This is a genomic window from Phytohabitans sp. LJ34 (assembly GCF_052068095.1).
Classification (GTDB): domain Bacteria; phylum Actinomycetota; class Actinomycetes; order Mycobacteriales; family Micromonosporaceae; genus Phytohabitans.
Genome location: NZ_JBQHDG010000007.1, coordinates 1 through 13,199 on the forward strand (window position 1 = coordinate 1; position 13,199 = coordinate 13,199).

A 13,199-nucleotide genomic window follows, 5' to 3' on the forward strand; every position below is an offset into this window, starting at 1 on the left:
GGGGTTTCGGCGAGCGCTGCGAGCCGCCGGCCGGGAGCGGTGCCCGCGGGAGCATACGGTCCGCAGCTGACGCGGACGTGGGCAAAATATGCCTCGAAGCAACGCCACGACAAGCGGCGACCCTGACCCCGAAAGGTCGCTACAGTGGGCGCTCGGGGAGCGGCTGGGTGGCGGGGCCGTGCAGCACGGAGCCGTCCGGGTCGAAGCGGGAGCCGTGGCAGGGGCAGTCCCAGCTGCGTTCCGCGTCGTTGAAGGCGACCGTGCAGCCCAGGTGCGTGCAGGTGGCGGAGACCGCGTGCAGCGTGCCGGTGGTGTCACGGTAGACGGCGCACCGTTCGCCGTGCAGGCGGATGACGGCGCCCTGCCCGGCGGCCAGCTCGTCGGGTGAGTCCACATGCGACGTACGGAGGCGGTCGCCGATGAAGTGGCGGGCGACGGCCAGGTTGGCCTTGAGGAACGTGCCCGCCTCGGCCTTGACGTGGATCCGGCGGGGGTCGTAGACGCCGGCCCACTCCGGCTTGGCACCGCCGATGAGCGCGGCGAGGAGCCGGCCCGCCATGACGCCGCTGGTCATGCCCCAGGCGTTGAAGCCGGTGGCCACGTACACGTGGTCGGCGCCGGGATGGAACGGTCCGACGAACGGCACGCGGTCGGGGGTGGTGTTGTCCTGCGCGGCCCAGTGGTAGGCGAGGGCGTCCACTTTGAACCTTTCGCGCGTCCACGTGGCCAGGCGGTGCCAGCGATCCTCGACCCCCTCCGTGCCGGGTTTGAAGTGCTCGCCGGTGACGATCAGCAGCCGCTGACCGTCGCGGTAGGGCGCGGTGCGCACCGAGCGGGTGTTGTCCTCTGTGGTCAGATACATGCCCGCGGGGTCGTCGGCGGCCGCGATGGGCGCCGCGACCACCAGCTCGCGGCGCGGCACCAGCCGGGTGAAGAGGCTGGCGCGGTCGAAGATCGGATAGTGGGTGGCCACCACGACGTCGCGGGCGCTGACGGTGGCGCCTGACTCGGTGGTCAGCCGGCACGGCTCGCCCTCGTCCAGGTCGGTGATCCGGGTGCGTTCGAAGATCTGTCCACCCTGGTGGGTCAGGTCGTCGGCCAGCGCCAGCAGGTAGCGGCGCGGATGGAACTGCGCCTGGTCCTCCACGCGGATCGCCGCCGCCACCTCGAACGGCAGCCCGGTCTCGGTCACCAGCGACGCCGGCAGCCCCGCCGCCGAGGCCGCCTCGACCTCGGCGCGCACCTGCTCGGCCCCGTCCGCGGAGGTGGCGTACGTGAAGGCGGGCAGCCGCTCCAGGTCGCAGTCGATGCCCAGTTCCGCCGCGACGGCGGCGACCCGTTCGATCGCGTCGAGCTGCGAGCGCGCGTACCAGCGGGCGGTGTCGGCGCCGAGCGACGAGCGCAGCCGGTCGTAGATCAGGCCGTGCTGGGCGGTCAGCTTCGCGGTGGTGTACCCGGTCGTGCCGGCGACGATCCGGTCCGCCTCGAACACAGCCACCCGCCGCCCGGCCCGGGCCAGCTCCCACGCGGCGCACAGGCCCGCGATCCCACCGCCGACGACGGCGACGTCCACCTCGACGTCGCCGTCGACCGGCGGGTACGCGGTCGGCGCGGTCGAATCCATCCAGTACGACTCGGCACGGTCGGAGACGCTCGCCATACCCCGGTCGTACCCAGTCCCGACCCGGCTCAAGCCTGTTCGGGCGGGCCCTCGACGTGCAGCTGCGGCAGCCTCCGCTCCAGCGACGCGGGCAGCCACCAGTTGGCCCGGCCGAGCAGGTGCATGGTGGCCGGCACGAGCAGCATCCGCACCACGGTCACGTCGATGAGGATGGCGACCGCCATGCCGAAGCCGAGCACCTTCACCGCGACGTCGGAGCTGGGCACGAAGGCGGCGAACACCGCGATCATGATGGCCGCCGCCGCGGTGATCACCCGGCTGGTGCTGGCCAGGCCGTGGGTCACCGCGCGGGCGTTGTCCCCGGTGCGGACCCATGACTCGCGCATCCGGCTGAGCAGGAACACCTGGTAGTCCATGGACAGTCCGAAGAGGATCGCGAACATCAGCACCGGTGCGAAGGCGGCGAGCGGCGTAGCGGTGTCGACGCCGATCAGCTGACCGAGCCAGCCGCCCTCCAGCGCGAGGGCCACGACGCCGTACGCCGCCGCGACCGAGAGCAGGTTGAGCGCCGCCGCGGTCAGCGGTATCACCACGCTCCGGAACGCGAGCATCAGCAGGAGCATCGAGAGCAGCACCACGCCGCCGATGAGCAGCGGCAGCCGATTGGCGATGTCGGTGTTGGTGTCGATCGCGGTCGCGGTCACCCCGCCCACGTGCGCCTCGGCGCCGGTGCCGGCGGTGGCGGCCGGTATCACGCGGTCGCGGATGGTGCGTACGAGGTCCTTGGTGGCGGCGTCCTGCGGTCCCGTCGTCGGCACCACGGTCAGTACCGCCGCGTCGCCGGCCGGGTTGAGCTGCACCGGCGACACCGCCGCGACGCCCGCCGTGCCGGCGAGCTCGGCGGCCAGGCGGGGCGCGACGGCCGGGTCGGCGACAAGCAGCAGCGGCCCGTTGGCGCCCGGACCGAAGCCCTCGGCCACCGCGTCGTACGCCCGCCGGCTGGATGTGCCCTCGGGGTCGTTGCCGGCGTCCGGGAAGCCGACGTTGACACCGAGGAACGGCGTGGCCAGAGCGAGCAACGCCGCCACGCCGGCGAACATCGCCAGCACGCGGTGCCGGCGCACGAACCGGCCCCACCCCACACCGCGGGCCGATGCGGTGCGCCGCCGCACCATCGGCAGGCGGAGCCGGTCGATCCACTTGCCCAGGTAGCCGAGCAGCGCCGGGAAGAGCGTGACGGCCGCGGCCAGCACGACGAAGACGGCCACCATCGTGACGGCGGCGGCCCCGCTCATGAAGGACAGCCCCATCGCGAACAACCCGAGCATGCTCACCATCACCGTGCCGCCGGCCACGAGCACCGCGCGGCCGGCGGTGTCCATTGTGGCCACCGTGGCCGCCTCCGGGTCCAGGCCCGCCGCGCGCCACTCGCGGAAGCGCGTCACCATCAGCAGCGCGTAGTCGATGCCGAGCGCGATCCCCAGCATCGAGCCCAGCACCGGCGCCCAGTCGGGTACGTCGAGCAGCGCGGCGACGAGTCCAGTGAGGACACCGCTGACCGCCAACCCCGCGATCGCCACGCCGAGCGGCAGCCCCGCGGCGACCACGGTGCCGAACATGACCAGCAGGATGACGGCCGCCACCAGCAGGCCGATGCCCTCCGAGCCGACCTCGTTTCCCTCGGCCAGCTGGACCGCCTGCCCGCCGAGTGTCACCTCGAGCCCCGGCCGGCTGGCCGCCTCGGCCGCACCGAGCAGGCGTTCGGTGTCGGCGACCGGCATGTCCGCCGGGTTTGTCACGTCGAGGTTGAGCCGGGCCAGCAGCGTCCGGCCGTCCTGCGACACGCCGCCCGGTGACGCGTACGGGTCGTCGACGGCGGCCACGTGCGGCAGGCCGGCGAGGTCGTCGAGGAGCGCGCTCACCGCACCACGTACCGCCGGGTCGGTCACCGGGGCGTCCGCGCGCACCACGACGTCGACGCTGTCGCCGGCACGCGCGGGGAACCGCTGTGCCAGCACGTCCTGGGCCTGCTTGGAGTCCGAGCCGGGCGCCGAGTAGTCGGCCGCGAAGTCGCCGCCGAACGCGGACGACAGCCCGAAGGCGATCACGAGTGCCGCGAGCCAGGCGAGCAGCACGGTCCCGCGCCGGCGGAAGGCCAGCCCACCGAGCCGGCCGAGCACGCCCGGCCGGACGCGGGCCGGCGCGCCGCGCTCACCGGTCCTGGTCAGGGTAACCGTCATCGGATCCTCCCTTGGTGGATGACTGATCCGATGCTTCCGGCGGGGCGGCGCCGGGTCGTCCGCCGAGGCGCGGCAGCGCCTACGTCATCGCGCGTGGCGGGACGGGGGCCGGATACGCCTCTCGACGTACGCCGCTACGCCGATCCGCGTGCCGGGAAGGGCCACCAGCTCCGACCACGGGTCAGCGGCGCTCCAGAGCCTAGCCATCCTCGAGCGGGCCGGGTACGAGGGGCGGTACGTTGTCCACAGAGGAGGGTGGCGCATGGGTGACTGGTCACAAGTCCGTGAAACCAGGACGATCCGTGCCGGCCACAGCCCCGGCACCGCCGTCCGGTGCGGCCTGATGGACACTATGCTGGCCGACCTCCCGGTCTCCGTCGTGTTCTTCTTCGCGCGCACCCTCGACGAGACCCGCCTGGCCGACGGCCTCACCCGCGCACTCGCCCACCTGCCCGTCTTCGCCGGCCGCCTGCGCACCCGGGACGAGACGCTGGAGATCGTCTGCGACGACGCCGGCGTACCGATGACGTTCGTCGACGTCGACGAGCCACTGAGTAGTGCGATCGGCCGGGTGACCCTGCCCGCGTCGGGCTTCGTCACCCACGTCGACGCGCCCGCCGCCGGGCTGGGCGAGCGGCCGCTGCTGACCGTGCAGGTCAGCCGCATGGCCGGCGGCGGCACCGCGCTGGGCTGCTCGTGGCACCACGCGGTCGGCGACATCACCACCTTCATGCTGCTGATGCGCGCCTGGTCCGCGTCGGTGGAGGGCATGTCGCCGCCGCCCGTACAGGTGGTCGAAGACCGCGACGCCTACCTGAACAAGGTGCTCCCGGCCGAAGACTCCGGGCACCCCGCCTTCCGCCTGCTGGACCCCGCCGAAGCCGCCGAGCTGCGGGGCCAGGTCGAGCTGGCCGCCAGGTCCAGCCGCACCGTACAGGCCTACTTCGGCGACGCGGAGGTGGGCAGGATGCGCGCGGAGCTCAGCGCCGCCGCCGGCCAGCGGCTGTCCAGAAACGACGCGCTCTGCGCCCACCTCGTGAGCACGATCCGCCACCTCGACGGCGACGCACAGACCCGCGCGCTCACGCTGCCGGTCGACATGCGCCGCCGCTACGACCTGCCACCCGGCCTCGTCGGCAACCTGCTGAGCGAGATCAGCCTCGCCTGGCCGCCGCACACCGGCCCGGGAGCGCTGGCGGCCGGCATCCGGGCCGCGGTCGACGACTTCACCCGCGCACACCTGAGCTACCGGTCCAACCACGCGTTCCTCGACACGGTCGGCCGCTCCCGCGTGCGCGACTGCGTGCCCAACGGCTTCGACCCCGCCAACCGCGCCATCTCCATCTCCAACTGGAGCCGGCTCGGCGCGTACGGCGTCACGTTCGAGGGCCAGCGCCCGGCCGCCTTCAGCCCGGCCACGACCTTCCAGCTGCCGTGGGTCTCCTGGCTGGTGGAAGGCTTCGACGACAGCGGCTTCCTCTACACGATCGCCCTGCCGTCCACGCTCGTCGGCCGGCTGCGCGCCCCCGGCGGCCGCGCGGCCCTGCACCGCTTCCGCCACCCCGGCGACCCGCTGCCACGCCTAGCCACCGAGGCCCGCAAGCTTCTCTGAGCCGGAAACTTCGCCCTTTCTCCCCGACTGAGCGCGTGGCAAGCTGACCGAGGGCGACCAACGCGGGGCTGTGGGTGATCACGTGGCGACGCAGCAGATGGTGCGGTCCACGGCACCGGGGCCTACCGGGCACCCGGTGCTGGGCATGGCGCCGGCGTTCAGGCGCGACATGTTGGGCACGATGCTGGCCGGCTTCGGTCGCTACGGCGACGTCGTCGCCTACCGCTTCGGGCCGAGATGGGGACCGCTCACCCAGCGCGTGGTCATGGCGCACCACCCGGACAGCATCCACGAGGTGTTCACCACGCCGCGGCTCTACAGCCGCCGCACGACGGCGTTCCAGGTGCTCACCGAGCTGATCGGCACCGGGCTGCTGACCAGCGACGGCGAGGTGTGGCTGCGCCAGCGACGCACGCTACAGCCGCTGTTCACGCCGCGCCGCGTCGCCGGCTACGCCGAGCTGATGACCGAGGAGGCGGCGCGCATCGCCGACACGTCCCCGGTCGCGGACGGCGCCACTGTGGACCTGCACGAGCTGATGCAGCGGTACGCGCTGCGGGTGGTCAGCCGGGCCCTGTTCGGCCACGACGTCGACGAGGCCGTGCCGCGGATGCAGCGGCTCATGCCGGTGTTGAGCGACCTCGCCCTGGCGCGGACCCTCCAGATCGTCCGGGCGCCGCTGGCCTGGCCGACCCCGCGGGCCCGCCGGATCAGCCGGGAGCGCGCGGCGCAGTACGCGATCGTCGACGGCATCATCGCCCGCCACGCCGAGCGCGGCGCGGGCGACGACATGCTCAGCCGGTTGCACTCCGCCACCGATCCGGAGACCGGGCAGCCACTGTCCACTGAGGAGATACGCGACCAGGTGCTGGTGTTTCTGCTGGCCGGGCACGAGACGACGGCGGGCGCGCTGACGTTCACCCTCCAGGAGCTGGGGCGGCAGCCCGAGCTACAGGCGCGGGTCGCGGGCGGTGACGCCGAGCTGGCGCGGGCGGCGCTGCTGGAGGGCATGCGGCTGTACCCGCCGGCGTACACCACCGAGCGCCTCGCCGACGTCGACGCCACGATCGCCGGCTACCACGTGCCGGCCGGCACCCGGGTGATGCTCTCGGCGTACGTCACGCACCGGCACCCGGAGTTCTGGCCCGACCCGGAGCGCTTCGATCCGAGCCGGTTCACCGGCCAGCACGAGCGGCCGCGTTACGCGTACTTCCCGTTCGGCGGCGGGCCGCGCAGCTGCATCGGCGAGCACTTCGCGATGCTCGAAGGGACGATCCTGCTGCGGGCGCTGCTCGCGCGCTACCGCGTCGAGGCGCTCGACGAGCGGGTGCGCCTCGCGCCGATGGTCACGCTGCGTCCCGCCGGCGAGGTCCGTGCGACTCTTAGGGTTCGATGAAAGTTTTTGCCAAGCCCGCGATCTAGCCTGTAGATTCCGTTCATCCGCGTTGGTGAATGGAATGGAGCTGGGCATGACCGGTCGGACAAGACGATGGGTCCTCTCGCGTGGTGCGGTGGTCACGGCGGCCGCCGCGGGCGCGAGTTCGCTGCTCTCCACGGAGGCGCTCGCGCTGCCAGCCGTCGACATGGAGCTGGTCCTCCTCGCCGCTCAGGTCGACCCACCCAAGGCCGACACCGGCCTCACTCCCGGGGCCTCCACCCACGTCATCGAGGTGGAGCGCGCCCTGAACGCCAAGGGCCTGCTCGCCTCCGGCGCCGTCGACGGGCACTTCGGCACGTCGACCGTCTCCGCCTACGCCGCGTGGCAGCGGTCGCTCGGCTACTCGGGCCTCGACGCCAACGGCATCCCCGGACCTACGTCCCTGACCCGGCTCGGCGAGGGCAGGTTCACCGTCTCCAGGCCGGTGTCCACCGGCTCACGCACCGACACGTACGGCGGTCGGCGGGTGAACACCCGCACCCGCAACATGCTCGCCGCCGCCGACGGCATGCTCTCCTGGAGCCTGACGCTCTCCCAGGGCTCGTACACGTCCTCCAACCCCAGCTCCGCCGGCACCCACGACGGCGGCGGAGTCGTCGACATCTCGGTGACGAGCCTGACCACGACCCAGCGCTGGGAGACGGTGCGCGCGCTGCGCACGGTCGGCTTCGCCGCCTGGCTGCGCAACCCGTCCCAGGGAGACTGGCCCTACCACATCCACGCCGCCGCCGTCTCCGACCCGGACATGGCACAGGCCGCCCGCAACCAGACCCACGACTACTACTTCGGCAGAAACGGTCTGGCCAGCCACGCCGCGGACGACACCCCGTCGGCGTACCGGGTGGCCTTCACCTGGTGGGAGAAGTACCAAAGGGGTTAGTGCCGCACACGTCGCACGACCACACGCGTGCCGTGCCGTCGGCATGGAGGGTGACCACCCGCGACGCGTCGCGGTCGAAGGCGGCGGAGACGACCGGCGGCCCGAAGCTGTCGAAGACGATCGGCTCGGTGGGCGTGGTGGCCTTCCAGATCCGGAGGGTCTCGTCGGTGCCGGTGCTGACCAGCCATCGGCCGTCGCCGGAGTAACGTACCGTCCTGGCGCCGCCGGGATGGCCGGGAAGGGTAAACGCGGTGGTGCCGTCCGCGTTCCACACGCGGATGGTGCCATCCTGGCTCGCGGTGGCCAGGCGCCGACCGTCCGGGCTGAACGCGATGCCGTAGACCGGCCCCTGGTGTCCACGAAGGACGATCCGGCCGCCCGCGGTGTCGACGATCTCGACGGTGCCGTCCTGCTTGGCCAGCGCGACGCGGAACGTGCCGGACCCGACCCCGTACCCGTCGACGTCGTACGTGGCGACCGGCGAACCGGTGGTGGAGTTCCACACGCGCAGCTGGGTGTCGAGGTCGTTGCGAGCGTCCACTGTGGTCGCGGCCAACCACCCGACGGTGTCGAGCCCGATCGGTCGCACCGGGCCCCCACTCGAGATGACGGCCGCCTGCCGCATGCGGGTGAGGTCCCAGATCCGGAGGGTGCCGTCGTCGCCGCCGGTCGCGAGGCGGGTGCCGTCCGGGTGGAACACGACGCCGAGCACCCGCCCGCGGTGGCCGCTCAGCACGGCGGGTTCACGGGTGTCCTTTGTGTCCCAGACACGGACCGTGCCGTCCGCGGCGGCGGTCGCCACGCGGCGGCCGTCCGGGCTGAGCGCCACGTCGCGCACGACCGTTCCCGGTATCCGGAGGATCGCGGGGTTGGCCCACCCGCCGGTGTCCCAGACCCGGGCGGTGCCGTCGGCGGCGGCCGTCACCAGCCGGCGCCCGTCCGGCGTGAAGCTCACGGAGAGCGCGCTGTGGGTGTGGCCGCGCAGTTCGAGGGGACGACCCACGCCCGCCTGATCCCACAGGTGGATGGCTCCCCCACTGGCGGTGGTGGCGATCCGCTGCCCGTCCGGGCTGAATGCGACGCCGCGAACGAGCCGGGTCGAGGTGCGAAACACCGTGGGCTGGCCGGCGTGCCAGACGCGTGCGCCACCATCGTTGTGCCCGCTGACCACCTGCCGCCCGTCCGGGCTGAACGCCACGCTCCACACCGCGCCGCCGTGGCCGTCGAGCAGGACCGGGGGCGGGTGACCGGTCACGCCCCTTATCAACAGGACGCCGTCGTCGCCGCCGCTGGCGACCCGCTCGCCGTCCGGGCTGAACGCGACGGCGCGCACCCGCCCCCGGTGTCCGGTGAGGACGGCCGGTGCGGCGCGCCCCGCGACGGCCCAGATCCTTACGGTGCCGTCCACGCCGCCGGTGGCCACGCGGCGGCCGTCGGGGCTGAACGCCACGCTCTCCGCGGCGCCGGTCTGCGCGCCGACGGTGACCGGGCCGGTGCCGGCGGATAGGTCCCACATCCGCACCTGGCCGTCCTTCGCACCCGCCGCGAGGTGCCGGCCGTCCGGGCTGAACGCCAGCGCGAGCACCGACCCGCCGGTCAGCTCCGCCGTCCGGGTGCCGCGCGCCAGGTCCCACACCGCGACCGGCGACGTGCCGACGGCCAGGCGCGTGCCGTCGCGGCTGACCGCCACGGGTGCGAACCCGCCCGGCGAGACGGTCAGCGCCGCGTGCGTCCGGTCCACGAGGACCGCCTGGCGCAGCACCGCCTCGGCCTCCTCGGACGGCCGCGCCTCGTACGCCTGGCGGGCCAGCTCCAGGCCGCGCCGCGGGTCGACCTGGAGCTGGGTGCGCGCCTCGGCCACCAACTGGCGGGAGTAGGCCAGGTCGCGCTCGTCGCGGGCGCGGCCGGCCTGCACCATCGCGGTGGCGGCCAGCACGCTCACCACGGCCACGGCGGCCGCGAGACCCGCCACGGCGAGCCGGACGCGGCGGCGGCCGGCGCGCTGCTCCCAGGCCCGGCGGGCCCGGCTGGCGGCCAGGAAGTCGCGCTCCACGCCGTTGAGCCGGTGCAGGTCGCGGTCGTCCCAGGCGGCGAGCCGCTGCCCCCGGTAGAGGGCGCCGGTGTCCATGTCGTGCGAGCGCCAGATGTCGCTGGCGTCGGTCAGCTGCCGGTGCAGGCGCAGCGCCTCGCGGTCGGCGTGGAGCCAGCCGTGCAGCCGCGGCCACGCCCGGATCAGCGCCTCGTGGGCGATCTCGACGGTGTCGCGCCCGAGCACGACCAGCCGGGCGTCGGCCAGCTGGCGCAGCACCGCGTCGGCGTCCGGTAGGTCCAGCTCGGCGCGGTCGACCCTTCGGCGCGTGTCCTCCACCCCGTCGCCGAGCGCCACGAGCCGGGTCAGCAGCCGCTCGGCCGTCTCCCGCCGCACCGGCTCGAACCCTTGGTACACCGCCTCGGCGGTCTGCGCGATGGCACCGGCGACGCCGCCCGTCGCCTCGTACCCGGCCAGGGTGAGCACGTCGCCGCGGCGCTGCCGCCACGTCTCCAGCAGCGCGTGGGACACCAGCGGCAGGGCGCCCGGCTGGCCGGCCGCGTCGGCGAGCAGCTTGGTCACCAGCGCCCGCTCCACGCTGCCGCCGGCTCGCCGCGCCGGCTCGGTGACCGCCTCCCGCAGCTCGTCGTCCTCCAGCGGGCCCACCGGTACGGTCGCCCCGGCGAGCAGGCGCGCCAGCGTGGGCAGTTCGGTGCAGCGGCCGTAGAAGTCCGCGCGTATCCCGATCACGACCCGCGCCCGCTCCGCCACGGCCGCCAGCTCGGTCACGAACGCGGCGCGCTCGGCGGCGTCCGGGCAGAGGGTGAACAGCTCCTCGAACTGGTCCACGACGAGCAGGCCGTCCTCGGCGGGCGGCGTCAGCAGCGCCAGGCCGGGCGTCGTCACCACCGGCGCGGCGGCGGCCAGCGCCGGCACCAGCCCGGCGCGCAGCAGCGACGACTTGCCGCTGCCGGACACACCGACCACCGCCAGGAACCGGTGCTCGGCGAGCATCTCCACGATGCGCGCCACCAGCCGCTGCCGGCCGAAGAACCGGTCGGCGTCCGCGACGTCGTACGCCACGAGGCCCCGGTACGGCGCGTCCGCCGGCGCCGTGGCCGTGGCCGCCTCGCGCCACCGCCGCTCCCAGGCGACCGGGTCGCCGCCGCACGCCCGTACGAAGGCCAGCGTCACCGCCAGGCTGGGCAGCCGGCGCCCGCCGGCGGCGTTCGCCAGCGCCGCCACCGAGTAACCGGCCCGCCCGGCCAGCTCCCGGTAGCCCGGATTTCCCGCCTGCCGCCGCAGGTCACGCAGCTCAGCCGCCAGCGCCTGCACCGGACCGTCGTCCGGATCCACGGCGCGCTCCGGTCGCGGCACTCATCCCCCTTTATGCCCGATTTATTGCCGTTGTTTACCGCAGGTACCCGCTACCAGACAACCCTGGCCGATGCTGACCTGGAAAGATGGCAGACCTTGAAAGGCACACTGACCGCCGGCGGCTGTTGCGGCGCGCCGGCACGCTGGCCGCGGGCGTGGCGGGCGCCGGCGTCGCGGGTGCGGTGGTCGCGACGCCCGCACGGGCGGAGTCCACCCTCGCCGCCAACACCACCGTGCCGATCGTCCCGACGCGCGTGGTGGACACCCGCAACGCCGACCTGCGGTGGCGGATCGTCAACCCGTCGGTCCTGGACAGCGCCGGCCGGCTCCCGAAAAACCAGATCATGGACGTCAACCTCAACGACCTCGCGTCGTTCCCTGACGCGGTGTTCCTCAACGCCACGGTGACCGGCCAGACCGTGGCCGGTTACCTGAGCGTGTTCGCATACCTCCACGGACCCCCTCGGGCCTCGAGCCTCAACTACTCCCCCAACCAGAACCTCACCAACCTCGTGCTCACCGCCACCGGCGCGAACGAGGGGAACGAGGTGCACACCGGCATCTCGGTCTTCACCAGCCAGCTGACTCATGTGATCCTCGACGTGGTCGGCTTCGTGATCAGCTCCGGATCGGTCAACCCGGCCGTGGTACCGGGCGCGCTGGCCGCCGCCGGCGGCGGGGCCCTGACCGAGGCCGCGAAGCGGCGCGCGGAGGCCATCCGGAAGACCAAGCCGGTCTGGGAGTAGTTCCACGGGGGAGGTGCCCGCCGTGGCCGCGGCGGGCACCGCTACTTCGCCTCGGCCCGCCAGACCCGTTCGCCGTCGACCTCCTCGGTGGTCGCGGTGAGGCCGGCTCGGGCCGCGACGGCCGCGGAGGCGTGGTGGTCGCGATGGATGTTGGCGGTGATGACGTCCGCGCCGCGCTCGCGCAGCCACGCCACCATCGCCCGCGCGGCCTCGGTGGCGAAGCCCTGTCCCTGCCAGCGCGTGCCGACGACCCAGGCGATCGCGGCCGACCACCGGTCGCCGTCGCGGGTCACGGTGGCCTGCACCGTGCCGACCGGTTGGTCGTCGGTGCCGCGGCGCACGATCCAGTTGAGCCAGACCTGGTCCGGGTCTCCCGAGCCGGCGGCGAGCCGCTCGTAGCGCCGGCGCAGATCCGCGCGGCCGGCCGGCTGCCCGCCGATGAACTCGTGGAGTCGCACGTCGCCGAGCACGTCGACCATCGCGTCGGCGTCCGCCGGGCGCAGCGGCGTCAGGACGAGCCGCTCGGTGTCGATCGGCGCCGCTTCGAACGCGCCCACGTCAGTCGACCAGCCGCAGCGACCGCTCCCAGTCGACGGCCACCCGCTGCGGATCCCGCTCGTCCACCTTCACCTGGAGCACCCGGCCGGGCGCGACGGATCCGGCCGACGCGGCGGTCAGGAACTCACCCGTCTTCACGACGTAGGACTCCTGGCCCGGACGGCTGACCTCCAACTCCATGTACACGAGCTGCCGGAACTGGTTGGCCCGCCCGCCGTCGGCCAGAAACCGCACGACGGCGGTGGCCTCGCCGCCCGACCGCAGGACGGCCTTCTTGTGCTTGGTGGCCCGGTACGCGAGGCGGGACCGCTCGACCGGCTCCGCGACGGCCTCCTGCTTCGCCGCCAGCTCCGCCAGCGCGCGCCGCCGGGCCTCGGGCGTACGGTGACGCAACCGGAACCTGGCCCACATGGCCGTCCACAGCCCGCAGACGAGCGCGAGCGGCACGCCGACGAGCCACCACCACAGCGGCGGGTCGTCGACCGCGACGGCGGCCACGACAAGCACCAGCCCGACCACGGCTCCGCCCCACGCCACCAGGCGAAAAGCCCACCTGCTGGCCTTTACCGGTTCGTCCACCATGCCAGCAGACTCTAGAGATCTTTTAGGGGCGAGGTCACTGTCGGATCCCCGGCATCCCAGATATTTCGACCTCCGGCTGCCCCCGGCGCGCCCACCCCACCTCTTCCGCTCCATCG

At 73.6% G+C, this 13,199-nt stretch carries 9 protein-coding genes; 4 read left to right on the plus strand and 5 right to left on the minus strand.

What is annotated here, in order from left to right:
• Positions 1-139 precede the first annotated feature (139 nt).
• Positions 140-1,660 (minus strand): FAD-dependent oxidoreductase, encoded by a 1,521-nt coding sequence (locus ACTMTJ_RS14265; RefSeq protein ID WP_441216857.1) that lies wholly within the window; start codon positions 1,658-1,660, stop codon positions 140-142.
• 29 nt (positions 1,661-1,689) lie between these two features.
• Positions 1,690-3,861 carry an MMPL family transporter gene (locus ACTMTJ_RS14270; protein ID WP_441216858.1) on the minus strand — a complete coding sequence of 724 codons (2,172 nt, stop codon included), beginning with the start codon at positions 3,859-3,861 and terminating at the stop codon, positions 1,690-1,692.
• 343 nt (positions 3,862-4,204) lie between these two features.
• Between ACTMTJ_RS14270 and ACTMTJ_RS14275 the strand changes: the two genes are divergently transcribed.
• From ACTMTJ_RS14275 to ACTMTJ_RS14285, 3 genes are all read left to right on the plus strand, one after another.
• The gene (locus tag ACTMTJ_RS14275; RefSeq protein WP_441216859.1) at positions 4,205-5,473 is read left to right on the plus strand and encodes an acyltransferase; all 1,269 of its coding nucleotides are present in this window, start codon (positions 4,205-4,207) and stop codon (positions 5,471-5,473) included.
• 82 nt (positions 5,474-5,555) lie between these two features.
• Complete coding sequence (locus ACTMTJ_RS14280) at positions 5,556-6,869, plus strand: cytochrome P450 (protein ID WP_441216860.1); 1,314 nt, start codon at positions 5,556-5,558, stop codon at positions 6,867-6,869.
• 73 nt (positions 6,870-6,942) lie between these two features.
• Complete coding sequence (locus tag ACTMTJ_RS14285; RefSeq protein ID WP_441216861.1) at positions 6,943-7,791, plus strand: peptidoglycan-binding protein; 849 nt, start codon at positions 6,943-6,945, stop codon at positions 7,789-7,791.
• On the opposite strand, the gene ACTMTJ_RS14290 is transcribed toward ACTMTJ_RS14285, so the two are convergent.
• On the minus strand, positions 7,760-11,176 hold the full coding sequence (locus tag ACTMTJ_RS14290) for an nSTAND1 domain-containing NTPase (protein WP_441216862.1): 3,417 nt from the start codon (positions 11,174-11,176) through the stop codon (positions 7,760-7,762). The two genes, ACTMTJ_RS14285 and ACTMTJ_RS14290, sit on opposite strands and share 32 nt — an antisense overlap.
• Before the next feature lie 107 nt (positions 11,177-11,283).
• Between ACTMTJ_RS14290 and ACTMTJ_RS14295 the strand changes: the two genes are divergently transcribed.
• The gene (locus ACTMTJ_RS14295; protein ID WP_441216863.1) at positions 11,284-11,943 is read left to right on the plus strand and encodes a hypothetical protein; all 660 of its coding nucleotides are present in this window, start codon (positions 11,284-11,286) and stop codon (positions 11,941-11,943) included.
• Between the two features lie 41 nt (positions 11,944-11,984).
• Here the strand turns inward: ACTMTJ_RS14295 and ACTMTJ_RS14300 are convergent, their stop codons facing one another.
• Both ACTMTJ_RS14300 and ACTMTJ_RS14305 read right to left on the minus strand, forming a co-directional pair.
• Positions 11,985-12,500, minus strand: a complete 516-nt coding sequence (locus ACTMTJ_RS14300; protein WP_441216864.1) for a GNAT family N-acetyltransferase — start codon at positions 12,498-12,500, stop codon at positions 11,985-11,987.
• Between the two features lies 1 nt (position 12,501).
• Positions 12,502-13,083: a hypothetical protein gene (locus ACTMTJ_RS14305; RefSeq protein ID WP_441216865.1), complete on the minus strand. Its 582-nt coding sequence runs from the start codon at positions 13,081-13,083 to the stop codon at positions 12,502-12,504.
• Positions 13,084-13,199 lie beyond the last annotated feature (116 nt).